This is a genomic window from Acinetobacter sp. GW821-FHT09D10 (assembly GCF_059416285.1).
The window spans coordinates 1322381-1347543 of record NZ_JBWKOW010000001.1 but is presented as its reverse complement, the minus strand read 5'-3'; the positions used below and the strand labels follow the sequence as shown (position 1 = coordinate 1347543).

Below are 25163 nucleotides of genomic sequence, written 5' to 3'. Positions count from 1 at the left end.
AGTGGTTGAAATGATTAATTAAGCTGATTTTGTTTGAGCGATTTTTTATGCTCAAAGTAGCTGATTGAAAAAATAACCAAACCGACTAAATACAAGACTACAGACAGGAGTAATAAATCTAATCCTGCTGCATAGAGTAACCAAAGCGCATAAATGGAAGCGACACTTGCAATGGCAATATGCGGTGTGCGTTTATGGCGAATGGATTCTTTAAGATAAAAAGCCGACACCAGAAAATAAGGCAGCAAAATCATTACCGATGAAATCAATAAAAGCTGGGTATAGTTTTTATTGAAAAAATACACGGCAATCAATGCGCCTTGCACGACCAGAGTGGTAAGCCAAAGCGATGAAATCGGCACATTGTTCTGATTATTCTTTAAAAATAATTTCGGGAATGCGCCATTTTTTGCGGCTAAATATGGAATTTCAGTTGCAAATAAAGTCCAGCTTAAATAAGACGAAGAAACTGAAATAATAAGCCCGATGGTAATAACAATAGTGCCCGGCAAACCGATGAGCTGCTGTAAAATGGTCGCCATTGATGGGTTATGCATGCCTGCAAGCGCTTCACGGCTTACTACGCCATAGGCCAAAACTGTGACCATCACATAAAAACTTAACGCAAGTAACACACCCAAAATGGTGGCTTTACCAATGTCATAACGGTTTTTTGCACGCGATGATAAAACCACAGCACCTTCAATACCGGTAAATACCCAAAGGGTAATTAGCATCAAGTCTTTCACTTGCTGCCAAAGTGGAACTTTTAAAGAGAAGTCATTTAAGTTGAGTTTGAATAAATCAAACTTAAAGGCAATAAAGGTAAAGAAGATGAAAACCACCATTGGAATGATTTTGGCGATGGTCGCCAGTAAATTCACAATTGCCGCTTCTTTAATGCCTCGACTCACCAACCAGTGTACCAGCCATACAAAAATGCTTGAGCCAATCAGTGAATAGAGCGTATTACCTTCACCAAAAATAATATGGTCTTTGCTGTCGGTAAACATGCCAACACCCGAAAAGGCAATCACGACATAACCGACAATACCAATGGTGGTACATAACCAATAGCCCCAAGCAGAGCAAAACCCAATCAGGTCACCAAAACCTTCACGCGCATAGTTATAAATACCACCGTCTAGATCTGGTCGTTGGCGAGTTAAATGTAATAGCGTGAGGGCTAAGAAAATAATGCCGACTCCGGTAATGAGCCATGCAACAAGAAGGGCAGAGCCGTTGGCAACCTGAGCCATATTTTGGGGTAGGCTAAATACGCCTGACCCCACCATAGAACTAAAGACCAGCGCTGTAAGAGACAATAATCCAATTTTGGCAGCAGACATGGTATTTATTCTTTAAAAAATTGAGAAAGTTCAGCAATGTGTTCTGGACCAATACCACAGCAACCGCCCACTAAACTTGCACCTGCTTGCTGCCACTGTTTGGCAAAGCCAAGATAAGCAGGAGCATCTAAGTCTTTACGAACTTCATCAAGCCCATCGTTGGCAGTTGCGCTGCTATCTTGAGGTGGAAATGCATTGGCATAGGCACCAATTTTTACAGACTCTGGAATGAGTCCTTTAATTTCATTGATGGCTTGCAAGATCACTTCAGGCTGGCAGCAGTTAAACAACACTGCTTTTGCATTTGACTGTTTTATAAAATCAGCCACTTGTTGCATGTTTTCGCCTGAACGGAGTAGGGCTTGCTCTTGTTTAATTTCGTCTTGAAGCGTAAACGACACCCAATAGTCCTTACCATCTTTTGGTAATAAGGCATGCACTGTTTCGACTTCTTTTAAGCACGATTGAGTTTCTGCTAACCAGAAATCTACCTCTGGTGCCAATGTATTAATGATGGGTTCAGCAAGGTCTTTAGCCTGCTCAGCTTGAAAAAGGTCTGCACGGTAAGAACCAAATAAAGGAGGTAAGCAGCCTGCAATTTTGACATTTTTGCCGCTTTCTTTAACTGCATTTTTTGCCTGTTCGATCGCAACTTGAATTAAACGAATGCCGTCAGTTTCAAAGCGTTCTTGTCCAATGTGAAAGGGTACAACAGCATAGTTATTGGTAGTAATGACTTCTGAACCAGCGTTGATAAAATCCAGATGTACTTCTTTAACTGTTTCAGGCGCTTCAATGAGTGCAAGCGCAGACCATTCTGGTTGACGAAATGGAGCACCACGACGAGCCAATTCACGGCCTAAACCGCCATCTAAAATTTTCATAAATTACAACATAAAGGGAGAAAAAATATTTAAGTAATCTAGCGTGTAGAGGGGGTGTATTCAATCGCTAATATGCTCGATATATTTCTAAATAAATTAGATTGTTATGAATATTTTTTCTTAAAAGGAATTCTGTATATGATGTTCAGTTTTACTGATGAACTTCATGTGAAAAAGAAGACTTATTTATATACAGCTATAGACTAAAAAACAAGCTTAAAGTGCGCCATATTGTTGCCAATTTTCCCCAGTGTGCTGAGTTTTATAATAGGCTTTAAGTTGCTCAAGCTGCATAAAATGTATGCCAGACCAAATCAATAAGCTGATTAATATTAAAGCTTTATATAGGCTTCGAATGTTTTTTAAGTGAGTGAACGCCAATGACACAAAAAACAGAGCAGGTAAAAATATAAAGAATTGAATAGGAGAGAAAAATAAATGAGCCGTGCTGAAATATAGCGCTCCAGCACTAATTAGCAGATTTAAAACAGAACATAGCTTTTGATATTTACCGAGCTTAAATGCATAAGCATTGATGGCAAGTAACACGGCTGAGCTGATATAAATCGCCGTACCGCCAATCATCCACATATAAAAACCGCTTAACAAAAGATAAGCCAGTAGCAAGATAAGCACGAGCTTAAAACAAAATGAAAAGAGGCGGGATGATGAGTTTAAAGGCGTCATAGCTAATCTAAATATCTCAACTGAGGTCTTAAAAAACAAAAGGACGAATCGAAATTCATCCTTTTGGAATTTTACTTATACATCATCAAACTTAGTTTGCTTTTGCAACAGGGGCAGCAGCAGTTTCATCGTTTGCGGCTTTGAACGGAGATGTATAGTTCAAGCCAAGTGTAGAACTTGTGTACTGACGAACTTTGTCGAGTAATACAGGATCTTTGCTTAGGTCTTGTTTATAAGAAACAACAATTTCATGAAGCTTCTGATTCCATTTACCTTCAGTTTGCTCAGGGAAAGCTTTTTCAAGCAAGTTAAGCATGATGTACGGAGAAGTCGAAGCACCCGGAGACGCACCTAACAATGCAGTTACAGCACCATCTTTAGACGCAAAGATTTCTGTACCGAATTGAAGTGTAGCTGGTTTACCCGGTTCTTTTTTGATGATCTGAACACGTTGACCACCTTGGCTTAAACGCCAGTCTTCAGCTTTCGCATCTGGGTAGTACTTACGAAGTTCATTTAGACGGTCTTCATCTGACATCATCACTTGGCTAACCAAGTATTTAACAAGATCAAGATTTTCCAAACCAACAGTGGTCATTGGTAAAACGTTGTTTTTGTTGGTTGATGCAAGTAAATCAAGCTGAGAACCGTTTTTCAGGAACTTGTTTGAATACGTAGCAAATGGTCCAAACAATACATATTTTTTACCGTCGATATAACGCGTATCAATATGTGGCACAGACATTGGAGGCGCACCAAGTTCAGCACGGCCATAAACTTTTGCTGTGTGTTCTGCAGTAATTTTTGGGTTGTCCGTAATTAAGAACTCACCACCGACAGGGAAGCCAGCATATTGTTTCGCTTCTGGTAAACCAGTAAGTTGCAATAATTTAACTGCTGCACCACCTGCACCAATAAATACAAAACGCGTTTTAACGTGATCTACTTTACCAGTTTTCAAATTTTTGAAAGACACAGTCCAAGTTTTGTCATCATTTTGGCTGATGCCAGTCACTTCGGTTGAAGTCTGTAATTTGAAATTAGGGTTTTGGTCTAAACGATTCACTAATTGTTTAGTGATAGAACCATAGTTTACGTCAGAGCCAACATCCATACGGGTCGCTGCAACTTTTTGACTAGGGTCACGATCGTTCATCACTAAAGGCGCCCATTGTTTAATAACAGCTGGGTCTTCAGTAAATTTCATACCTTTGAACAACGGGCTTTGAATCATTGCAGCATAACGTTTTTCTAAGAATTGAACGTTATCGCCCCAAACGAAAGCAATGTGCGGAACTGGGTTAATGAATGATTTAGGTTCAGCTAAAACGCCTTGTTTTACCTGATATGACCAAAACTGTTTAGCAACTTCAAATTGAGAAGCAACTTTTTCAGCTTTGACAATTTCCATCTTACCGTTTTTCTCTTCGGTATAGTTCATTTCCATAAAGCCAGAGTGGCCTGTTCCGGCATTGTTAAAGCCGTTTGAACTTTCTTGAGCAACTTGGTCAAGACGTTCATACATACGAATTTGCCAGTTTGGTTCAAGCTCAGTGAAATAAGTACCGAGAGTGGCACTCATGATGCCGCCGCCAACAAGAACAGCATCAACAACTGGCTCATCTTTTGCAGTTTGAACTTGCTTTGACGTCGTCGGTCTAAACAAGAAAATAATACCTGCAATTAAAATAAGAATGATTAATACCAGAAGGTATTTCAAAAACTTTTTCATGTAAGGGGGACCTTAAAATAAGTTATTTGAGTCACTTAAGGTGTGAGGAAACCTAGACAGCGTATCCAGACAAAATGGATATAAATGCGAAGTAAATTCTCAAAATCAGAGAACTTATAAAAAAATAAAATTACTTGGGATTATCGCAAACACTCTATATTTTAGACTAATTTTGCATTGACAAGACAATTTTTATAATAAATGGGGTTCATCAAAATCATAAATATGATTTATATTTGATCAAATTAGGCTTTAATAAGATAATTTTCAATTATTTTTTTAATTTAACTATTTGAAAAATAGTTAATAAATTTTATTTGATTAAAGTTGAATCATTTGAAGAATATACGTATATAAAGATAGATGATTTTTTGTTTCATGCCATATTGATGTAAAACAGCTTTTTTGAATAGTTTATTTTCTGTCATACATCGTTCTTATTAATGATTGGATTATAAATATTAAATTAAGGGTATATTTCTGCATAAGAAATATACCCTTTAAGATTTTATGAGGCTACATAGAAAGGTGCAGTTGAACGTGGTAATGCTTCACGTCCACGAATTTGATCTGCAATTTTCTCGGCAATCATAATGGTGGTTGCATTTAAGTTACCGGTAATAATAAGCGGCATGATCGAGGCATCAACCACACGTAAGCTTTGCATACCATGGACTCGGCCTTGACCATCCACGACAGCCATTTCATCTTCACCCATCTTACAGCTACAAGACGGATGATAAGCCGTTTCTGCATGGTTACGAACAAAGTCATCAAGCTCTGCATCGGTTTGCAAATGTTTGCCCGGACTAATTTCTTCACCACGATATGGATCAAGAGCAGGTTGCTGCATGATTTCTCGGGTGATACGAATCGCATCACGGAACTCACGCCAGTCTTGTTCACTAGACATGTAGTTAAACAAGATACTTGGATGCTCAAACGGATCTTTTGATTTAAGTCTAATACGGCCACGTGAAGGTGAGCGCATTGAACCAACGTGTGCCTGAAAACCATGCTCTTTCACTGCATTACTACCATTGTAGTTAATAGCAACTGGCAAGAAATGGTACTGAATGTTTGGCCATTTGAACTCATCTGAACTACGGATAAATCCGCCTGCTTCAAACTGGTTACTTGCGCCAATACCTGTACCGTTAAATAACCACTCTGCACCAATCGCAGGTTGGTTATACCATTTCAAGGCAGGGTATAAAGAAACGGGTTGCTTACATTTATATTGTAGGTACATTTCCAAGTGGTCTTGCAGGTTTTCACCTACACCTGGCAAATCATGAACGACATCAATGTCCATTGATTTTAAGAAGGTACTTTCACCCACACCAGAGCGCTGTAAAATTTGTGGAGAAGCAATTGCACCTGCACACAGTAAGACTTCGCGTTTAACTAAGGCGCGTTGCAAATTGTTTTGGTCAGCCCCGATAATGTACTCAACACCCACGGCTTGTTTTTGATTAAACAAGATTTTATTGGTCGTTGCATGAGTCAAAATAGTGAGGTTAGGACGGCCTTTTGCCATATCCAGATAACCACGTGCGGTACTTGAACGGCGACCTTTAGGCGTTACCGTACGGTCCATTGGACCAAAACCTTCTTGCTGGTAACCATTTAAGTCATCGGTACGCGGGTAACCTGCTTGTACGCCAGCTTCAACCATGGCATGGAACAAGACATTGTTGCCATTTTTAGGTGTAGCAACTGACACAGGGCCATTGCCACCATGGTAGTCATTTTCACCAATATCACGGGTTTCGGCTTTTTTGTAGTAAGGCAAACAGTCGGCATAAGACCAGTTTTCAAGGCCTTTATGAGTTGCCCATTGCTCTAGATCCATTGCGTTACCGCGGATATAGCACATACCATTAATTAAAGATGAGCCACCTAAACCTTTACCACGACCACATTCCATGCGACGGTTGTTCATGTGCGGTTCAGGGTCGGTTAAATAAGCCCAGTTATAGCGACGACCTTGAAGAGGGTAGGCCAAAGCTGCCGGCATTTGGGTACGAAAATCCAAACGATAATCTGGTCCACCAGCTTCTAATAATAAAACGGTGGTATCTTTGTCTTCAGTAAGACGTGCAGCAAGTACATTTCCGGCAGATCCTGCGCCAATGATAATGTAATCATATTCTTTAATATTCATAACTATCCTTTTTTTACTAACAGTTTGCCTGAGCAATCTATAAAGATTGCTCTGCATATGTGGTTTAGGTTGAAGTGTTTAAGGCAATTGATGCATTAAAAAATGCTTTGATAATCGCCAAGTTCAACTTGAATAGATTTGATACGGGTATAGTGTCCCAGCGTGGTTAGGCCATTTTCACGGCCCACGCCAGATTGCTTGTAGCCACCCACTGGCATCTCGGCAGGCGATTCGCCCCAAGTGTTAATCCAGCAAATACCAGCTTCAATTTGGTGAATAATGCGATGAGCGCGGCTAATGTCTTGAGTGACCACGCCGGCAGCTAAACCAAAGGTGGTGTCGTTAGCACGACGAATCACTTCTTCTTCAGTCTCATAGCTTAAGATGCTCATGACTGGTCCAAAAATTTCTTCTTGAACAATTGCCATCTGGTCATTGCAGTCGCTAAATACCGTCGGTAGTACATAAGCGCCTTTAGCAAGGTCACCTTCTGTTGCACGTCCACCACCAATTAAGACTTTAGCGCCTTGTTGTTTGCCTGACTCAATGAAAGACAGAACTTTTTCCATATGAGGGAAGCTGGTGAGTGGCCCGAAGTTGGTTTCTTTAGCCATTGGGTCACCAATGCGAATACGTTTTACACGTTCTACAACGGCTTTTTCAAAATCGGCTAAAAGAGATTTCGGCACAAAAACACGCGTACCATTGGTACAAACTTGGCCTGAACTAAAGAAGTTCGCCATGACAGCAATATCAGCTGCACGGTTAAGGTCAGCATCTTCACAAATAATCAGTGGCGATTTACCACCAAGTTCCATGGTGACTTCTTTAAGCGTAGAGCCAGCAGCGCTTGCCATGACTTTTTTGCCAGTTTCAACGCCACCTGTAAATGAGATTTTCTCAATTACTGGATGTTCAGTTAACCACTGACCAATTTCACGGCCTGGCCCTTGAACTACGTTAAATACGCCGTCTGGTAAGCCAGCTTCTGTATAGATTTCTGCAAGTTTGAATGCAGTAAGAGGGGTCGTTTCGCTAGGTTTGAAAATCATGGCATTGCCGGCTGCAAGGGCAGGGGCAGATTTCCATAAAGCAATTTGAATTGGATAGTTCCAGGCACCAATACCTGCAACCACGCCTAAAGGTTCACGGCGTGTATAAAAGAAACTTGATTCGCGAAGCGGAACTTGTTCACCCTGAATGGCAGTTGCAAGTCCTGCATAATATTCGAGTACATCTGCACCAGTCACAATGTCGACGGTAGATGTTTCGCTGTAGGCTTTACCAGTGTCGAGTGTTTCAAGACGGGCAAGTTCATCATTACGGTCACGCAAAATGTCGACTGCGCGACGTAAAATACGAGAGCGTTCCATGGCCGTCATGGCAGCCCAGATTTTTTGTCCTTGTTGTGCACTTTGTACAGCAGCTTCAATATCTTGTTCAGATGCTTGCTGAAGAGTTGCGATCGTCTCGCCGTTGGCAGGGTTAATACTATTAAATGTTTTACCACTGGTTGCTTTAACGTAGCGTCCATGGATATACAATTGTTGAACTTGTACATCACTCATTTTGTCTCTCCTGCAAAGGCTTGTTCGCAAATTGAACTTGCGTTTGTACATAATCGTAAGCAATGGAACGAGCAAGGTTGCTGTCAAATTCGTTATGACGGCTTAAACTGCCTCGTAACCATAATCCATCAATCAATGCTGCCAACCCTCTAGCGGCAACACTGGCCTGTTGCTCATTCATTAACTTGAGAAAATAAAATTTCAAGTTGGAGTACAGGCGTTGATCATTAATCTTTTGCAAGCGGCTTAAGTCTGGTACATGCATACTCGCTGACCAAAAGTCTAACCAGACCCGCATTGCTTTTTCATTCACCTGACTAATGTCAAAGTTAGAGTCGATAATCGCCTTAATCTGGCTCTCTGGATGCGAATCTGCTTCTGCTCTGTACTGTTCGGTTTTATGACGCAGAACATTCAGCATTTCTTGCATACAGGTATTGATCAACCCTTGTTTGTCGCCAAAGTAATGGCTGACAATACCGGTCGACAACTCGGCTTTTTTTGCAATTTGTGCAATGGTGGTATTCGATAACCCCACTTCATAAATTACGTCGAGTGCAGCGTTCATAATTTCTTCACGTCGCACGTGCTCTGGTTTTACTCTGCGTTTTGTCATGTTTTTCCACATCAGCACTTTTAGTGGTGCTTTAAATTCAGCATGTTAACTTGCAGAGCATCATAGCACTTTTTTTATCATACTTGTTATTGATTGAACGTTCAATCAATAACAAGTATGATATGTAAAAATCAATGAATTTTTGAAGATTGTCTCTAGGAATAAAGAGGTAAAATCAAAGATTCTTAAGGATAGGATGATGCGCATAAGTACATTACTTATCACGTTATTTTGAGAAAATACACCGATTGCAAGGAGCAATAAGATGGTGTTGAAAAGTGATAGATATTCTTCAGACCATATTCGGTTAAATCGTTTTGTATTTTGGAGTTCGGCCATCAGTATTGGCATTTTTGGCCTACTTTTTGTGCTGTTTCCAGAAAAAAGTCAGTTTTGGTTGACCTATATACAAGAGCAAGTAAATCACTTTTTCGGGTGGTATTACATGCTGGTGATTGTGCTTTGTCTAGGTTTTGTGGCTTGGCTCGCTTTTTCAAAAGTAGGGCAGATTCCTTTAGGAAAAGACGACGACAAACCCGAGTTTACTTATCTGGCATGGACTTCAATGCTGTTCTCGGCAGGTATTGGTATTGCGTTACTTTATTATGGCGTTGCCGAACCTGTTGATCACTTCTTGAGGCCACCAGAAGGTGAGGCTGGAACCATTCAAGCTGCACGAAATGCCATGACCTATAGCTTTTTGCATTGGGGGATTCATGGCTGGGTACTCTATGCATTGCTTGGAGTCACTCTAGGTTATTTCGCTTTTAGACAAGACCTGCCCTTAGCATTACGTTCAGCGCTTTATCCAATTTTTGGAGAGCGTGTTCATGGCTTGGTGGGAGATTTTGTTGATGGTTTTGGAATTTTAGCAACGGTTATTTCCTTGGTGACCAATTTAGGAATTGGTGCTTTAGTACTCGTATCTGGTATTTGCTATTTACTCCCTCAAATTCCTGATAACTCTGTGACCTTAATTACTGCCGTTTTGGTCATGATGTTTGTTGCCACGATTACGACAGTGGTCGGCATCGAAAAAGGTCTGGCATGGTTATCTCGTATTAATTTACGTCTGCTCTATGCCTTACTTTTATTTGTATTTTTAACAGGTCCTACAAATCATTTATTAAATGGCCTTGTGCAAAATACGGGTGATTATCTAAGCAATTTTATTGGTAAAAGCTTTGATATGTATTTATACAACCAGAAGGCAAGTGGTTGGTTAGGTTCGTGGACAGTATTTTATTGGGCATGGTGGATTGCTTGGGCACCTTTTGTAGGGATGTTTATTGCCCGTATTTCAAAAGGACGTACGATTCGGGAAGTTATTCTGGGTGTATGTCTGATTCCACTCGGCTTTACGCTGGCTTGGATCTCGGTTTTTGGAAATACGGCAATTTACTTTATCTTGAACCAAAAACAGAAAGTTTTGGGTGATATGGTCTTAACTGATCCAGCATTATCTTTATTTAAGCTACTCGAATATCTGCCATTTAATCCTTATGTTGCTGGCATTGTTGTTGTAATTTGTTTCGTTTTATTTTTGACACCAGTTGGCTCTGGTACACTAATGATCGCTAATCTGTCCTCAAAAGGGGGCACCAATGATAGTGATTCACCGATCTGGTTACGCGTCTTTTGGTCTGTGGTAATTACCATTGTAAGTATTGGCTTGTTACTGGCCGGTAGTTTTAACTCCATGCAAAGTGCTGTGGTGTTATGTGGTTTACCATTTTCAGTCATTATTTTGCTCTATATGTTTGGTTTGGCCAAAGCGTTAAAGCAAGATGATTTTGACCCTCAATTAGTGAAAAAACAGTTAGCTGTTTCAAAAGACATTTCGGTCCCATCGAATGGTGACCAGAATAAAGTGACTGAGGTTTTATAACCTCAACCGATCACATCTATATATTATTTTTTTGCGTTTAAAGTCGTCTTTTCATTGTTTTGAATAGTGAAAAGACGAAATTAAATATTTTGTTTTTATTTTTTATTCCTTGAGGATTGTATGGCAACAGATAATCCAAGAGCAGTTGATGATTTAACATTATCTAAATCTAAAAAAGACCCGCTCAACCGTGTGGTTTTTTATTTTTCAGCTGTACTTATTTTAATTTTTTCTCTCGTCACGTTTTTGTTCAACGATTTTTCAAACCGAATCATGAACACCGTACTTCAGTGGGTAACCTCAACCTTTGGTTGGTATTACCTGCTTGCCGCAACACTTTACATGGCGTTTGTGATTTTTATTGCCTGTTCAAGATATGGCAATATTAAGCTAGGACCTAAGCATTCAAAACCTGAGTTTAGTTTACTGAGTTGGTCTGCCATGCTGTTTTCGGCCGGTATCGGTATCGATTTAATGTTCTTCTCGGTCGCTGAGCCTTTATCTCATTATATGCAACCACCAGTAGGTGCAGCTCAGACTTATGAAGCTGCACGTCAAAGTATGGTCTGGACATTGTTTCACTATGGTTTAACTGGTTGGTGTATGTATGCCTTGATTGGCATGTCATTGGGATATTTTAGCTATCGTTACAATCTGCCGCTTACTATTCGCTCTGCACTCTACCCAATTTTTGGTCAAAGAATTAACGGTGTAATTGGGCATAGCGTTGATACAGCTGCCGTTATCGGGACAATTTTTGGTATTGCAACGACCTGCGGGATTGGGGTGGTACAGCTAAATTATGGGCTACATGTGTTATTGGGGTTACCAGAGAATATCTGGATGCAGTTTGCCCTGATTGCCATCGCAGTTGGTATTAGTATTATTTCGGTGACATCAGGCGTTAATAAAGGCTTGCGGATTTTATCTGAAATCAATATTTATGTTTCGATCGGCCTCTTACTGTTTATCTTGTTCTTGGGAAATACTGAGTTTTTACTCAATGCCCTTGTTCAAAATGTTGGTGATTATTTAAGCCGTTTTCCATCTTTGGCTTTACAAAGTTTTGCGTTTGAACAACCTAAAGAGTGGATGAGTAGCTGGACCTTGTTCTTCTGGGCATGGTGGATTGCGTGGTCTCCATTTGTAGGACTTTTTCTGGCGCGTATCTCAAGAGGGCGTACCATTCGTGAGTTTGTGTCTGGTACTTTAATTATCCCGCTTTTATTTACGATCACGTGGCTATCTATTTTTGGTAATAGTGCGTTGCACAGCGTTATTTTTGAAGGGAACCAAACCTTAGCTGCTACTGTGTTGGCGAATCCGGCTCATGGTTTTTATGATTTGTTAGCACAATATCCGGGCTTTACGTTTATTGCTTCAATTGCCACCGTAACAGGGCTTTTGTTCTATGTGACTTCTGCCGATTCGGGAGCGCTGGTTTTAGGGAACTTCACCACCAAGTTAACGCATATTGATAATGATGCTCCTCGTTGGTTGAGTGTGTTCTGGGCAATTGCAATTGGTTTACTTACGCTAGCGATGCTGATGACCAACGGGATTACCGCTTTGCAAAACGCAACCATCATTATGGGATTGCCGTTTAGTTTTGTGATGTTCCTTGTCATGGCCGGACTTTATAAGTCCTTAAGGCTTGAAGATTACAGGCAGGCCAGCCGCAGCATGAATGCAGCTCCAGTGGTCGGTAACGTTGATATTCTGAATTGGAAACAGCGTTTAACCCGAGTGATGCATCATCCGGGAACCACTGAAACTCTGCGCATGTTAGACACTGTCTGCCGACCAGCTGTTCAGGCCGTTGCTGATGAACTTATTAAGCAGGGAATGAATGTGGACGTGCAGCAAACGTTACTCGAAGATGAAGACACGCTTTATCATCTGGACTTCACTATTCATTTGGAAGAAGAACAAAACTTCGTTTACCAGATCTGGCCTGTACGCTATAGCGCACCGAATTTCAGTCAACGTGTGAAACGGGGTAAACAGTTCTATTACCGACTTGAAACCTATCTTTATGATGGCTCTCAAGATAACGACCTAGTGGGTTACGGTAAGGAACAGGTTATTAATGACATTTTAGATAAATATGAAAGACATATGACGTTCTTACATATTAATCGTATTAGCCCAGGGAACCGACCTTTGTTCCCAGATCCACAAGCTTAAGAGGACAATGCATGGCTTCTCCTTATCTACATTCTTTTGCTTTATTTTTCTCTTTGCTCAATCCATTTTTAATGAGCATTTATATGATTGGCCTAATCCGCCATTCAGAAACAAAGGTGTTTAATAAAGCACTGATTCAGGGAAGCTTGATTGCTTTTGTTGTGTTCATGCTATTTGCATGGGGCGGCGAAACAATTTTTAGTAAATATCTGAATGTACGTTTTGAAGCCTTCCAGATTTTTGGAGGCCTTATCTTTTTGGTCATTGGCTATCGCTATGTTTTTCAGGGTGCCGATACGATTGGTGAAATGCGTGGAGCGCCAGAACATCTGGCTGGCACCATTGCAATGCCATTTATGATTGGCCCCGGAACTATTAGTGCCGCTGTGGTTACAGGCATTGAAATGTCAATTGGTGAGGCAGCCCTAGTGATTGCCTTCACCTTGTTTTTAACCTGTAGTATTTTGATTTTGATGAAATTTTCACATGATCATTTACGCTATAAACATGCCAAGCATATTGACCGTTATTTCGACATTGTGGGACGTTTATCTGCTTTATTAATCGGAACGATCGCCATTGATATGATTATTAATGGTGTGACAGGCGTTATTACTAAAGTATAGAGAGTGATCTGTAAGACCCTGCTATGCCATTAAGCGTGGAATAAAATGGCATAGCATGTTCTATAAAACTTTAAAATAAATGATGCAGCTATAAAAAATAACTTTAAAAATAATGCTTTTAAAAATTAGATTTTAAAAAACAATCAGAGATATTAAAAAATACAATGCCATGTTGTGGATTTAATCATGTTTTTTTTGTGAATTATCAACCATAATGTTGACTGAGCTTGTTTTAAGACACAGAGTTGAGCTATGCCTACATTAGATGAAATAACCACAGCAACTGATGATCAGTCTGAATTGACGATGTCAGTTTTGATGACGCCTGATATGGCAAATTTTTCAGGTAATGTTCATGGTGGTACGATTCTAAAACTACTAGACCAAGTCGCTTACGCTTGTGCAAGTCGTTATTCGGGTGGCTACGTGGTGACTTTATCTGTAGATAAGGTGAATTTTAAAGAACCTATTTATGTGGGTGAGCTGGTAACCTTCTTGGCAAGTGTTAACCATGTAGGCCGTACTTCAATGGAAGTGGGAATACGTGTTGAAGCCCAAAATATCCAGAAGCGTACAGTGCGCCATACCAATAGCTGTTATTTCACTATGGTTGCTGTTGATGAACAGAGCAAGCCATGTGAAGTGCCTCAATTAAATCTAAATACTGAGTGGAAGCGTTGCCGCTTTGAAGCAGCTGAGCACCGTAAAGTTTTACGTCTACAAGAAAATCATAACCCATCTTGTAGCATGTATAAAAAATCTTCTTAAAAAAAAGGATCGAACCGCAGCATGGTTCGATCCTTTTCTTCTTTACTGAAATTCAGCATCCATTTTTCATTTCAGTAAAATTATCTCTGAGCTTGGAGGAGAGTGCTGAGAGAATTAATGAGTTGCAGGAGCAGCTTCAGAAGCAGAACCTACAGCATCAGATGCAGCATTTGCTGTGTTTGCTTGTTCTTGAGTTGAAACAACAACTTTCTCTTCACCAGCAGTGCTGTGTGCTTGTTCATGTTTAGAAGCAGCGAAAGTTGAAGCAGCAGTTAAAGCTAAAGTTGTTGCAAGTAGAGTCTTAGCTAATTTCATTTTATGGCATCCTTAAATTCATTAAAAAAGTAAATCAAACCTAATCGTTCATACCTACATGAAACGTGTATGGCTGAATGACTAAGCTAGGACACATGCTAAGCCGAGGTTGGAATTACATCAATTAACTTAACAATCTATTACGCCTATCTTAACAATATGAAATATACGGGCCGTTTATGTGCGGAATCTGTAAAGTTAACTGGCTTAAATACACCTTAAAATGTGTAAAAATATTTCTTCTTGAATGAAAAAAAACCAATTGTGTTACGTAAACCTAACACTCTGGCATGAATTGTGAATGCGTATAAATAGAATATTCCGTTTGAATTGTGATTATCTAAAGTTAATTTAGATTTTAAGTGAGATATAAGTCTCATTTTAGGTTTATTAAGTAAAAATTAAAAAATCATCGGCCAAGTTTAAAAATCATTTACATGACAAAAAAGAGTGATATACCTAAAATGTTTTAGACCGTTTTAGTTTGAGTAACTTGTGAAATTTATTGCCCAAAAAACTGTTCCTACCCATATTATTTCCGGTTTTTTAGGGGCGGGAAAAACCACGTTATTGCAGCATTTATTAAGTCAGAAGCCTAAAGATGAGGTCTGGGCTGTATTAATGAATGAGTTTGGGCAGATTGGAGTAGACCAACAACTCTTACCTCAAGATGAAGGATATGCAGTCAAAGAATTATTAGGTGGTTGCTTATGTTGTAGCAGTCAATTGCCTATGCATATTGCTTTAGCTCGTCTATTGAGTGAACAAAAGCCAAATAGACTCTTTATTGAGCCGACTGGACTTGGGCATCCTTCACAGTTATTTGACCAACTGACTGAACCGCATTGGCAAAGTAGTTTAGCCATGCGAGCATTAATTACTGTTGTAGATGGTAGCCGTTTGCATGATACAAACTGGGTAAAGCAAAACCTTTATGAAGATCAGTTAAAAGCTGCCCAAATTGTGGTGGTGTCACATACAGATGTGATGACTTTTGAAGATGATCAGGCACTTGAGTTATTAAAAGAAGAGTATCAGCCTTATCAACAAGAGTGGATTAAAACTGAACATGGTCAGTTAGCGTTAAATAAAATTGATGTGGCCGCTCGTTTAACCGAGCGCTCTATTCAACCTTTACTTAAACTTCAAAAACAAATGACTGAAACTGAGGTCGTAAAAGAAATTCAGCAGTTACCTTATCATTATGTCGAGTCAGCACAAGGTTATATTGTCGCGGGTTGGAAATTGCCTAAACGCTGGAAATTTGAGTTTTATGCTTTGCTCGATGTGTTATGTGCACAAAAAGACTGGCTGCGAATTAAGGGAATTTTTAATACGGATCAAGGTTGGAAAACCTTTAACTTTAATCCTCAGCAATTTAATTATAAGTCTGGCGAAGAGGGAATTGATAACCGGATTGAAATGATTAGCCAACAAGAACATGATTGGTTGGCATTTGAAACTGATTTGTTGAATTGCCGAATTGAAGACTAGAGAACACTAAACCAAAGATGATTCAATGTTCTCTAAAACGGATTTAAGGTTTGGTATTTAGCACGGCTTTAGCTTGAGCATGGTCAATATCTTTTTCCCAATGGGCAATCACTACAGCAGCAACACAGTTACCGATTAAGTTGGTGCAGGCACGAATAATGCCAATGAACCAGTCGACTGAAAGTAGAAGTACTAGGCCAATCGCAGGGAGGCTTGGAATCACTGAAAGCGTGGCTGCAAGAATAACTAAAGCTGAGCCGGGAATCCCGTGTGCACCTTTAGAGGTAATGAGTGAAACCAGCAAGATAGCCAGCAAGTCATGCGTAGATAAATCAATATTGCAGGCTTGTGCAATAAAAATAACAGCTAAAGTTAAGTAAATTGAAAATCCATCTAGGTTAAAAGAATAACCAGTTGGGATAACCAGTCCTACAGTTGAATCTTTAATTCCCAGATTTCTGAGTTTTTTCATAATTTGGGGAAGAACAGAGTCAGAAGATGCCGTACCCAAAACAATGGCTAAATCATCTTTAAAATAAGCCACAAATTTGAAGATATTGAGGCCTGTGAGTTTTAAAATTGAACCTAAAACAATAACGACAAATAAAATGCAGGTTGCATAAAACAGTAAAACTAAATAACCCAATTGTAGAAGTGAATCTAAACCAAATTTAGCAGTGGTATATGCCACTGAACCAAAAACACCAATTGGAGCTAAACGAATAATCAGTCCCATAATTTTAAAGAAGACTTCAGAAAAAGCTTCCAAAGCCTGACGTACCAGCTCTGCCAAATGTTTAGGAATTAAAAGTAGTGCTACACCAAATAAAATAGCGATTAATAAAACTTGTAAAATATCGCCGTTTGCAAAAGCAGCCGTGAAGGTTTTTGGAATAATATTGAGCAGAAATTCCGAACCTGTGTGCATTTCATGTGCACGTTCGGTATAGGTACTTAAATCTTTTGCATCCAAATGAGTAATATCGATGTTCATGCCAACGCCTGGCTTGAATACATAGGCAACCACAATGCCTAAAACTAAAGCAATACTGGTGACCACTTCAAAATACAGAATGGTTTTTGCACCGACTTTGCCCATTTTTTTGATGTCATTTGCACCATAAATACCGAGCACAACCACGCAGAACACAATTGGTGCAATCAGCATCTTAATTAAAGAAATAAAACCATCACCCAATGGCTTTAAAGATAGGGAGAAATCATGAAAACCAGCTCCAACTGCAACACCAAGAAAGAGAGCACAAAGAACCTGTAAAAATAAACTACGCTTGAGCTTTTGCCACATAAGTCATCAATTTTAGAAAGAGGAGAATATCTCTTCTAAGCAAAAAGCCAGCCAACTCTAAAATAAGTGGAGCGTTTTGGAAGAATATGCAAATTTCGCCATCTGGATGTTTTGCATTACTCAGTTTTTTTATAATTTTTAGCTAAAATCGAGTATCCTTAGCGCCAAATTTTGGAACATATTAATCATGGCGCTTAAAGCAACAATTTATAAGGCAGACTTGAATATTGCCAATATGGATGACCATATTTATGGTGATTACCAGCTGACGCTTGCCTTACATCCTTCTGAAACTTTAGAACGGTTAATGGTTCGTTTGATGGCCTTTGCCCGTTTTGCAAGTGATGAGCTTGAGTTTACCAAAGACCTTTTTGAAACTGATGAACCAGCGTTATGGCAAAAAGATTTAACGGGTCAGTTAGAAACATGGATTGAAGTGGGCTTACCTTCGGAAGATAAAGTTAAAAAAGCGAGTGCACGTTGTAAAACAGTTGCGATTGTTGTGTATGGCACACAAGTCGAAGAGTGGTGGAAGAGAAATAGCAAAATTAAAACGTTAAGTAACGTTCAGGTTTGGCAAATCGCACCTGCAAGCACAGCTGAGCTAGAACAACTCTGTGAACGTACCATGCAGCTACAGTTAAATGTGATGGATACAGAGTGGACTCTTTTAGGTGAAAAGGGTCAGGCAAATGTGGTGTGGACACAGTTACAGTAAAATAGAAAAGCGCAACAAATTCTACAGATTCAATTGGTACACTAAGCACCAGTTGCTATTTAAAGATTCTGTTTAAAGGGTAAACCATGTCAAATGAATTAGAAATTATCGATTTAAAAGTAGGTGAAGGTAAAGAAGCGGTTAAAGGCGCTTTGATTACGACTCACTATACAGGTTGGTTAGAAGACGGTACTAAATTCGACTCTTCAATTGACCGCGGTAATTATTTTGAATGCGTGATTGGAACAGGTCGTGTCATTAAAGGCTGGGACCAAGGCATTATGGGAATGAAAGTTGGTGGTAAACGTAAATTAATCGTGCCTGCTCATTTAGCTTACGGTGAGCGTAAAATGGGTAAGATTATTCCAGCTAATTCTAATTTAATTTTTGAAATAGAATTATTTGATGTCAAAACTCGTGACTAGTGAAAAACTTAAAGCCCTTTAGGGGGCTTTCTTGTTTATATGAGCTTTAAATATAAATACATTCATAATTTATATTTTAGCTTTTTGAATATTTAAGCTTATTTTCAGATTATTTGATTATAAATGCTGACTGAAAAACTGTTCATTTGTGGGCAGGATGATATTAAGACCAAATCTCAGAAAGTTTGTGTCTTAACATCAACTTTCACATAAATAATCTATATTGTTATTGAGACGCTATTTCATGATTATCCGCTTTGCATCTCCTTTGTTGAATCTTACGCTTGGATTGGCCCTTACTGGCATGTCTGGTATGGCATTGGCTAAACCACAAAAAATTGATGCTTCAACACTTACGGTCATTGGCTATCATGAAATTACTGATACAAAAAATGCAATGATTCCTGAGTATGCGGTCACTACTCAACAATTTACACAGCACGTTGAATGGTTGCAAAAGAATGGTTTCCATTTTATTACCGTTGATCAATTAATTCGTGCGCATCAAGGTAAATATCAACTGCCGACTAAGCCAGTATTATTGACCGTAGATGATGGTTATCAGTCTTTTTATCAAAATGCATATCCTGTTATTAAAGCAAAAAAGATTCCGGTTGTTTTGGCTGTAGTCGGTTCATGGTTAGAGCCAAAAGCTGGCCAAAAAGTTGACTTCTCTGGCGAGGAAATCTCTCGCGATAAGATCTTGAGCTGGAATGAGCTTAAAGAGATGCAAGACAGCGGTTTAGTCGAAATCGCGAATCATAGCTATCATTTGCATCGTGGTATTACAGGAAACCCGCAAGGCAACTCTGAACCTGCTGCGACCACACGTTTTTATGATGTTAAAACACAAACATATGAGAACGATGCACAATATCAGGCACGAATCTATAACGACCTGAAAAAGAATAATGACTTATTAAAAGCGCATGGCTTACGTTCACCACGTATTATGGTGTGGCCATATGGTCGCTATAATATGCAGACTGTTCAAATTGCAAATAAACTTGGCATGCCAGTGACCATTACGCTTGATGATGGGGCAGACCATGCAAAACAATCTCTACAAAATATGAGCCGTATTTTGGTAGAAGGCGGAATGACAACTGATGATTTGGCTCAAGAAATTAAAAACCGTGAATTAAATTTAACGGATAATAATCGTCCGCAAAAAATCATGCATATTGATCTGGACTATATTTATGATCCAGACCCGAAACAACAAGAGCGTAATTTAGGGCACTTGTTAGATCGAATTAATGGCATGGGTGTAAATACAGTTTATTTACAGGCATTTTCAGATCCAGATGCGAATGGTTCTGCTGATATGGTTTATTTCCCAAACCGTCATATTCCAATGCGTGCAGACTTGTTTAACCGTGTTGCATGGCAAATTCAAACGCGCACATCTGTAAGCCGTATTTACGCATGGATGCCTTTATTGGCGTGGGAACTACCAAAAACTGATCCTGTTTCTAAGGACTTGGTGGTGACTCAGCAGGAAAAAGCAGGTGAACACCTTAACATGGGGTATATCCGTTTAAGTCCATTCTCAGCCGATGCACGTCAAACGATTCGTGAAATTTATCAGGATTTGGCAAAATCAACGCCATTTAATGGCCTCTTGTTCCATGATGACGTGACATTATCTGATTATGAAGATGCAAGCCCTGATGCTTTAAAAGCCTATGCGAAACAAGGTTTGCCAACAGATTTAGCAAAAATCCGTGAAAACGATCAAGACTTACAGAAATGGACTGCATATAAGACAAAATATCTAGATGATTTTGCAATGCAGCTCGTTGATGACGTGCGACAATATGAACCGTTCTTGGTGACTGCACGCAATTTATATGCTCAAGTTGCTTTAAAACCATATGCGGAAAATTGGTACTCTCAATCTCTTGAAGAGTCATTAAAGCGTTATGATTTTACAGCTATTATGGCAATGCCTTATATGGAACAGGTCGATAATGCTGATCAATTCTATAAAGATATGGTTGATCGGGTAAAACAATACCCGAATGGCATCAAGAAAACTGTTTTTGAATTACAGGCAACCGACTGGCGTAAAAACGAAAAGGTACCTTCAACTGAAATGGCAGCAACAATTCATTCTCTTTATCAGCAAGGTGTAATGCATGTTGGATATTACCCTGATGACCCAATTAAAGATCATCCGGATGTTGACGTAATGCATAAAGCATTTGCTGAAAAATCATCTCGTCTTGTGCCGTAGTCGGGGCTGAAACATGACAATCTTTGCTGCAATATGGTCGCATGCCTTAAAATTCGTTTTTTATTATCCATTATTCATGTCGTATTTATGGATGATGGGTGCGATCATTTTCTATTGGAGAGAACGTCAGGCTCCGCCTTACGATCAACCAGCTCCATTAGAAAGTTATCCAAAAGTTGCTGTATTAGTTCCTTGTTTTAATGAAGGGGATAATGCAGAAGAAACTATTAGCCATGCTTTAAAACTGGACTATCCTCACTTTGAAGTCATCGCGATTAATGATGGTAGCTCAGATAATACAGGCGAAGTACTCGACCGTTTAGCTGAACAACATGAAAAACTTCGAGTTGTTCATTTGGCTCAAAACCAAGGTAAAGCCATGGGATTGCAAGCCGGAAGCTTAATGACCGATGCCGAGTTTTTAATTGGTATTGATGGTGATGCTTTACTTGATCCACATGCAGCAAAGTGGATGATTCGTCATTTTCTTGAAAATCCGACTGTTGCTGCGGTGACTGGAAACCCGCGTATCCGCACTCGCTCAACTTTATTAGGGCGTATTCAGGTCGGTGAGTTTTCTTCGATTGTCGGCATGATTAAACGTGCACAACGTACCTTTGGTCGCTTGTTTACTGTATCAGGTGTAATTACGGCTTTTCGTAAAAGCGCCGTTCACCAAGTCGACTATTGGTCACCAAATATGTTGACTGAAGATATCGATATTACTTGGAAGTTACAACGCGCAGGTTGGGATATTGAGTTTGAACCGAATGCTTTGGTCTGGATTTTAATGCCTGAAACCTTAAATGGGTTATGGAAACAACGTTTACGTTGGGCAATGGGTGGCGCACAAGTATTAATTAAAAATATTGATGTATTCACCAAGCCAAAATTGAATTTTTTATGGCCTTTAATGTTTGAGCTTTGCTTAACATTAGTCTGGTCATATTTAATGCTAGCGATGGCTATATTATGGTTGGCCCATTTTATTTTACCAGTACCAGCACTAGCCGTTGTGAGCTCTCCATTTTTACCGTATGGTAGCGGTATTTTATTGGGGGCAACCTGTCTAATTCAGTTTGCTTTAAGCAAATGGATGGATAGTCGTTATGAACCAAACCTAGGAAAAAATTATTTCTGGATGATTTGGTACCCATTAGTCTTTTGGTTAATTACGATTTCAGCAACCATTGTGGCATTTCCAAGAGTCTTACGACGTGGAGATGAGAAACGAGCACGTTGGGTGAGCCCGGATCGGGGCATTCGCTAGATGAAATGCAAAAGTCATGAAATTTTAAAGATCGTGCTGTATTGATGTCTGGGGAAAAACCACAGCACTCCGTTAGGTAAAGAGAGAAATGAAGACAGATTCGTTGATTATTGATTTACGCCGTCAATTACCATGGCATAAACGCTATGCTTCTACAACAAGCACAGCCATGATGTGGGCGGTCTGGTTGTTGTTGTGGCGTCCGTTCGTGTTTGTATGGCTATTGGTTGAACTACAAAAAACTCATTTGGTACACCGTTTATTTAGTGCCTTTGGTGTAGGAATTGAACATGGCCTTACAGCATTAATTGCTTGCGCAATTTGTTTATTGTTGTGGAGCCATGTGCTACCGGAGCGTCGTGTCGGTGGTAGTGCGCTTAAAATGAAACAGACTGATGATTATGCACGCTATTTTGATTTACCTGAACATGAAATTGAGCAGGGACGTAGCCAAAAAATTACAGTCGTTCACCACGATGAACTAGGTAAAATCGTTAAAGTTGAATAAGACTTATTAATCAAATAAAGCCCACTTGAAGTGGGCTTTATTTTTTATGAATTGATAAATCCAAGAATACGTTGTTTGACTTGATTGATATAAAACTCATCATGGGTGACACGGTACATCAAGATCGCACCTTCATAATCAGCAATACTTTGTTTTGCTAAAATCTCTGCTTGATCTTGAGCAATGCACTTTGCAAAAATAGACTGAATTGCAAGTTGCCAGTCCTGAAAAATGCTGCGTATTTTGGCTAAAATTTTAGGTGAACCATATGCTGCTTCCATAGAAATCACACCTATCAGACAGCCGTTCACACCTTGGGTAAAAAACCGAACAGCACGTTCATGCATTTTCTCAAAACGTTCAATCGCAGAGAAGTCGGAATTTGCTGTGCTTTCAAATAAAGAATGAATTAAATACTGATGAGTGCCATTCAACACCTCAAGCAATAGTGCTTCTTTGTTTGGATAATAGTAATAAAAAGAGGCTTTGGTTAGACCACAAGCCTTTGCCAGCATGTCCATACTGGTGCCTGCGTAACCATAGGTTTTAAACTGCAAAGCACAGTGCTTGAGCAATTCTTCTTTCGCAAGTTTTTGCGGTCTCATCTTAAATTATCCAAAACATAAATCAGGCTTGTAGCAAATCATCAAAAGTAGTGCAGATTTTACTCCAGATCTGTTCAGCACCTTTTTTAAAGTAGCCCATGTGCCCAATTGTTTTCATAGAAACATCTTGAGGTTGAGGGCTAATGTAGGTGACAGGGGCTTGTCGATAATGTTGCATAAATGCACGGCAAGAAGCTGGCAAAGCCCAGTCATCATCAAGTGCCGATACTGCATAAATTGGTGTTTTGACAGAAGCATATTGTTCAATTAAATGTTGCTGTTCTGGGTCAGCAAAAAAATACTTAGGATTTTTACACCACTTTCGCCATTGTTTATAAACATTGAGAGGTAAGTCAGAACCCATATTAAATTTGCTCCAAGGCAAATAACCTGTCACAGCAACGATAGGTGGAAACACAATATTCCAGACCACTTGAACTTTAAAACGTTCTTTAAGCGGCATATAGCCGTGCCAGCCAGCCCCAGTGCCAAACGTGTAGCAGGCCAATAATTTATCATGATTAGGTAATAGCCCTAATGCGTGACCGCCGTAAGAGTGACCCACCATTAAAAGAGGTACGGGTTCTTGTGATAAATATTGAATGGCACCTGCTAAGTCATATTGTCCCCAGTCTAAATAAGACATATCGAATCCTTTTAAAGATTTTGGACTTGATTTCCCCACACCTCGATAGTCAAACGTGAATACTTGATAACCATATTGCGTCATATATTCAGCAAAGCGACGGTAAAATTCATGTGGTACACCAGTAGCTCCAGCAACGACAATATTGGCTTTAGCTGCTGTCGTCGTAAAGTAGCGAGTGCCCTTGAGTTGATAGCCATCTAAAGCTGAAAATTGTACATTTTGGCTAAGCTGTTCGTTCGTTTGAGTTGCTAATTGCATTGCTTTTCTCTTTATTTTTCTTGCTTCATTAAGCCTTATTTACCTTTAAAAACTGGAGGTCTTTTTTGCAACATGGCAAAAACTCCTTCTTGTACATCTTCAGTTTTTAGTAGCGGATGGAGATGGCTCTGTAACTGGCTAAATGCAACTTGATAACCTTCATTGATGGCTTCACGTGCAGAGGCAAGGGTGGCTTTCACCGCTAGAGGAGCCGCTTGAGCGATATGTTCAGCGATTTCTATTGCACGGTTGAGCTCCGTACCTTCAGGGCAAATTTCTGTAATCAGGTTCATATCAAAGGCGGCTTTTGCATCAAAAGGGTCACCTGTGAGTAAATAGCGCATGGCTTTGGCCCAACCCGCGGCTTGAGTAAAACGTGCTGTTGCCCCACCAAAAGGTAAGATGCCGCGTTGGACTTCCATTTGGGCAAATTGCGTATTTTCACTTGCTAAAGCAATGTCTGCGTTCAGAAAGAGTTCAATACCAGCGGTATAACAATAGCCTTGTACCGCAACAATTAAAGGTTTACTCAGTTTTCGACCCACAGTGCCCCAAGGGTTTACTTCTTCATCACTAAAATCAAAAACACCTGTAGCAAGCTTAGGTTGTAACTCTACGAGATCTAAACCAGCCGTAAAATGGTCGCCATGAGCAAATATTACTGCACAGCGCAGCTCATCATTATTTTCATATTCGGTGAGTGCTAATGATAAATCTTTAATGAGGTGGCTATCAAAGGCATTACGTTTTGCTGCCCGATCTAGACCAATTAAAAAAATATGTCCGCGAGTTTCACGGCTTACTTTTCCTTCTTGATTTGACATGTCGTGATGTCCTTTATTTGTCTTTAATAAGTTTTTAAACGACCGTTTAAAAAGTGTCAAATACAATTTATAGACTACTT

22 protein-coding genes are annotated in these 25163 nt (G+C 39.7%); 10 read left to right on the top strand and 12 right to left on the bottom strand.

What is annotated here, in order from left to right:
- Window positions 1-14 precede the first annotated feature (14 nt).
- From AC07M3_RS06325 to betI, 7 genes are all read right to left on the bottom strand, one after another.
- Entirely contained in the window at window positions 15-1349 is a 1335-nt protein-coding gene (locus AC07M3_RS06325; protein WP_004641701.1) for a basic amino acid/polyamine antiporter, read from the bottom strand.
- A 5-nt stretch (window positions 1350-1354) separates the two neighbouring features.
- Window positions 1355-2233: a homocysteine S-methyltransferase family protein gene (locus AC07M3_RS06320; RefSeq protein WP_494566861.1), complete on the bottom strand. Its 879-nt coding sequence runs from the start codon at window positions 2231-2233 to the stop codon at window positions 1355-1357.
- 216 nt (window positions 2234-2449) lie between these two features.
- The gene (locus tag AC07M3_RS06315) at window positions 2450-2920 is read right to left on the bottom strand and encodes a hypothetical protein (protein ID WP_494566860.1); all 471 of its coding nucleotides are present in this window, start codon (window positions 2918-2920) and stop codon (window positions 2450-2452) included.
- A gap of 91 nt (window positions 2921-3011) precedes the next feature.
- Complete coding sequence (gene mqo, locus AC07M3_RS06310) at window positions 3012-4652, bottom strand: malate dehydrogenase (quinone) (protein WP_494566859.1); 1641 nt, start codon at window positions 4650-4652, stop codon at window positions 3012-3014.
- Window positions 4653-5160: 508 nt separating this feature from the next.
- Window positions 5161-6819 carry a choline dehydrogenase gene (gene betA / locus AC07M3_RS06305; protein ID WP_004641705.1) on the bottom strand — a complete coding sequence of 553 codons (1659 nt, stop codon included), beginning with the start codon at window positions 6817-6819 and terminating at the stop codon, window positions 5161-5163.
- Window positions 6820-6914: 95 nt separating this feature from the next.
- Window positions 6915-8387, bottom strand: a complete 1473-nt coding sequence (betB, locus tag AC07M3_RS06300; RefSeq protein ID WP_494566858.1) for a betaine-aldehyde dehydrogenase — start codon at window positions 8385-8387, stop codon at window positions 6915-6917.
- Window positions 8380-9003: a transcriptional regulator BetI gene (gene betI / locus AC07M3_RS06295; RefSeq protein WP_003653164.1), complete on the bottom strand. Its 624-nt coding sequence runs from the start codon at window positions 9001-9003 to the stop codon at window positions 8380-8382. The genes betB and betI overlap by 8 nt, the downstream gene beginning before the upstream one ends.
- A 265-nt stretch (window positions 9004-9268) precedes the next feature.
- Here betI and AC07M3_RS06290 point away from each other — a divergent pair, with 265 nt between their 5' ends.
- The 4 genes from AC07M3_RS06290 (at window position 9269) to AC07M3_RS06275 (ending at window position 14472) form a co-directional block, all read left to right on the top strand.
- Window positions 9269-10891 carry a BCCT family transporter gene (locus AC07M3_RS06290; RefSeq protein WP_016138978.1) on the top strand — a complete coding sequence of 541 codons (1623 nt, stop codon included), beginning with the start codon at window positions 9269-9271 and terminating at the stop codon, window positions 10889-10891.
- A 120-nt stretch (window positions 10892-11011) separates the two neighbouring features.
- A complete protein-coding gene (locus AC07M3_RS06285) occupies window positions 11012-13078 on the top strand; it encodes a choline transporter (protein ID WP_005048485.1) in 2067 nt (688 codons plus the stop codon).
- Between the two features lie 11 nt (window positions 13079-13089).
- Window positions 13090-13704, top strand: coding sequence for a MarC family protein (locus AC07M3_RS06280; protein ID WP_003653161.1), 615 nt, complete (start codon window positions 13090-13092; stop codon window positions 13702-13704).
- 252 nt (window positions 13705-13956) lie between these two features.
- Window positions 13957-14472 carry an acyl-CoA thioesterase gene (locus AC07M3_RS06275; protein WP_003653152.1) on the top strand — a complete coding sequence of 172 codons (516 nt, stop codon included), beginning with the start codon at window positions 13957-13959 and terminating at the stop codon, window positions 14470-14472.
- Between the two features lie 114 nt (window positions 14473-14586).
- Here AC07M3_RS06275 and AC07M3_RS06270 read toward each other — a convergent pair whose 3' ends face one another.
- Window positions 14587-14787 carry a hypothetical protein gene (locus AC07M3_RS06270; RefSeq protein ID WP_494566857.1) on the bottom strand — a complete coding sequence of 67 codons (201 nt, stop codon included), beginning with the start codon at window positions 14785-14787 and terminating at the stop codon, window positions 14587-14589.
- A gap of 495 nt (window positions 14788-15282) precedes the next feature.
- On the opposite strand from AC07M3_RS06270, the gene AC07M3_RS06265 reads away from it, so the two are divergent.
- Window positions 15283-16281, top strand: coding sequence for a CobW family GTP-binding protein (locus AC07M3_RS06265; protein ID WP_494566856.1), 999 nt, complete (start codon window positions 15283-15285; stop codon window positions 16279-16281).
- A gap of 43 nt (window positions 16282-16324) precedes the next feature.
- On the opposite strand, the gene dctA is transcribed toward AC07M3_RS06265, so the two are convergent.
- Window positions 16325-17587, bottom strand: a complete 1263-nt coding sequence (dctA, locus tag AC07M3_RS06260) for a C4-dicarboxylate transporter DctA (protein ID WP_494566855.1) — start codon at window positions 17585-17587, stop codon at window positions 16325-16327.
- A 187-nt stretch (window positions 17588-17774) separates the two neighbouring features.
- Between dctA and AC07M3_RS06255 the strand changes: the two genes are divergently transcribed.
- From AC07M3_RS06255 to pgaD, 5 genes are all read left to right on the top strand, one after another.
- Window positions 17775-18305, top strand: a complete 531-nt coding sequence (locus tag AC07M3_RS06255; RefSeq protein ID WP_494566854.1) for a YaeQ family protein — start codon at window positions 17775-17777, stop codon at window positions 18303-18305.
- 86 nt (window positions 18306-18391) lie between these two features.
- Entirely contained in the window at window positions 18392-18730 is a 339-nt protein-coding gene (locus tag AC07M3_RS06250; protein WP_002117532.1) for an FKBP-type peptidyl-prolyl cis-trans isomerase, read from the top strand.
- A gap of 244 nt (window positions 18731-18974) precedes the next feature.
- Complete coding sequence (gene pgaB / locus AC07M3_RS06245; protein ID WP_494566853.1) at window positions 18975-20969, top strand: poly-beta-1,6-N-acetyl-D-glucosamine N-deacetylase PgaB; 1995 nt, start codon at window positions 18975-18977, stop codon at window positions 20967-20969.
- A gap of 13 nt (window positions 20970-20982) precedes the next feature.
- On the top strand, window positions 20983-22239 hold the full coding sequence (gene pgaC, locus AC07M3_RS06240; RefSeq protein WP_494566852.1) for a poly-beta-1,6-N-acetyl-D-glucosamine synthase: 1257 nt from the start codon (window positions 20983-20985) through the stop codon (window positions 22237-22239).
- Between the two features lie 88 nt (window positions 22240-22327).
- A complete protein-coding gene (pgaD, locus tag AC07M3_RS06235; protein WP_199990255.1) occupies window positions 22328-22747 on the top strand; it encodes a poly-beta-1,6-N-acetyl-D-glucosamine biosynthesis protein PgaD in 420 nt (139 codons plus the stop codon).
- A 44-nt stretch (window positions 22748-22791) separates the two neighbouring features.
- Here the strand turns inward: pgaD and AC07M3_RS06230 are convergent, their stop codons facing one another.
- From AC07M3_RS06230 to AC07M3_RS06220, 3 genes are read right to left on the bottom strand one after another with little or no spacing between them, the layout of a single operon-like run.
- Complete coding sequence (locus AC07M3_RS06230; protein ID WP_494566851.1) at window positions 22792-23352, bottom strand: TetR/AcrR family transcriptional regulator; 561 nt, start codon at window positions 23350-23352, stop codon at window positions 22792-22794.
- Window positions 23353-23374: 22 nt separating this feature from the next.
- Entirely contained in the window at window positions 23375-24259 is an 885-nt protein-coding gene (locus tag AC07M3_RS06225; RefSeq protein ID WP_494566850.1) for an alpha/beta hydrolase family protein, read from the bottom strand.
- A gap of 35 nt (window positions 24260-24294) precedes the next feature.
- Window positions 24295-25083 carry a crotonase/enoyl-CoA hydratase family protein gene (locus AC07M3_RS06220; RefSeq protein WP_494566849.1) on the bottom strand — a complete coding sequence of 263 codons (789 nt, stop codon included), beginning with the start codon at window positions 25081-25083 and terminating at the stop codon, window positions 24295-24297.
- Window positions 25084-25163: the final 80 nt, after the last annotated feature.

Excerpts from the sequence above, each read along its gene's own strand:
- AC07M3_RS06290 (WP_016138978.1), top strand. The coding sequence starts at position 9,269 with ATGGTGTTGAAAAGTGATAGATATTCTTCAGACCATATTCGGTTAAAT.
- AC07M3_RS06320 (WP_494566861.1), bottom strand. The coding sequence starts at position 2,233 with ATGAAAATTTTAGATGGCGGTTTAGGCCGTGAATTGGCTCGTCGTGGT.
- betB (WP_494566858.1), bottom strand. The coding sequence starts at position 8,387 with ATGAGTGATGTACAAGTTCAACAATTGTATATCCATGGACGCTACGTT.
- pgaB (WP_494566853.1), top strand. The coding sequence starts at position 18,975 with ATGATTATCCGCTTTGCATCTCCTTTGTTGAATCTTACGCTTGGATTG.
- AC07M3_RS06285 (WP_005048485.1), top strand. The coding sequence starts at position 11,012 with ATGGCAACAGATAATCCAAGAGCAGTTGATGATTTAACATTATCTAAA.
- betI (WP_003653164.1), bottom strand. The coding sequence starts at position 9,003 with ATGACAAAACGCAGAGTAAAACCAGAGCACGTGCGACGTGAAGAAATT.
- AC07M3_RS06255 (WP_494566854.1), top strand. The coding sequence starts at position 17,775 with ATGGCGCTTAAAGCAACAATTTATAAGGCAGACTTGAATATTGCCAAT.
- AC07M3_RS06315 (WP_494566860.1), bottom strand. The coding sequence starts at position 2,920 with ATGACGCCTTTAAACTCATCATCCCGCCTCTTTTCATTTTGTTTTAAG.
- AC07M3_RS06220 (WP_494566849.1), bottom strand. The coding sequence starts at position 25,083 with ATGTCAAATCAAGAAGGAAAAGTAAGCCGTGAAACTCGCGGACATATT.
- AC07M3_RS06275 (WP_003653152.1), top strand. The coding sequence starts at position 13,957 with ATGCCTACATTAGATGAAATAACCACAGCAACTGATGATCAGTCTGAA.
- AC07M3_RS06325 (WP_004641701.1), bottom strand. The coding sequence starts at position 1,349 with ATGTCTGCTGCCAAAATTGGATTATTGTCTCTTACAGCGCTGGTCTTT.
- betA (WP_004641705.1), bottom strand. The coding sequence starts at position 6,819 with ATGAATATTAAAGAATATGATTACATTATCATTGGCGCAGGATCTGCC.
- mqo (WP_494566859.1), bottom strand. The coding sequence starts at position 4,652 with ATGAAAAAGTTTTTGAAATACCTTCTGGTATTAATCATTCTTATTTTA.
- AC07M3_RS06250 (WP_002117532.1), top strand. The coding sequence starts at position 18,392 with ATGTCAAATGAATTAGAAATTATCGATTTAAAAGTAGGTGAAGGTAAA.
- AC07M3_RS06225 (WP_494566850.1), bottom strand. The coding sequence starts at position 24,259 with ATGCAATTAGCAACTCAAACGAACGAACAGCTTAGCCAAAATGTACAA.
- dctA (WP_494566855.1), bottom strand. The coding sequence starts at position 17,587 with ATGTGGCAAAAGCTCAAGCGTAGTTTATTTTTACAGGTTCTTTGTGCT.
- pgaD (WP_199990255.1), top strand. The coding sequence starts at position 22,328 with ATGAAGACAGATTCGTTGATTATTGATTTACGCCGTCAATTACCATGG.
- AC07M3_RS06270 (WP_494566857.1), bottom strand. The coding sequence starts at position 14,787 with ATGAAATTAGCTAAGACTCTACTTGCAACAACTTTAGCTTTAACTGCT.
- AC07M3_RS06280 (WP_003653161.1), top strand. The coding sequence starts at position 13,090 with ATGGCTTCTCCTTATCTACATTCTTTTGCTTTATTTTTCTCTTTGCTC.
- AC07M3_RS06230 (WP_494566851.1), bottom strand. The coding sequence starts at position 23,352 with ATGAGACCGCAAAAACTTGCGAAAGAAGAATTGCTCAAGCACTGTGCT.
- pgaC (WP_494566852.1), top strand. The coding sequence starts at position 20,983 with ATGACAATCTTTGCTGCAATATGGTCGCATGCCTTAAAATTCGTTTTT.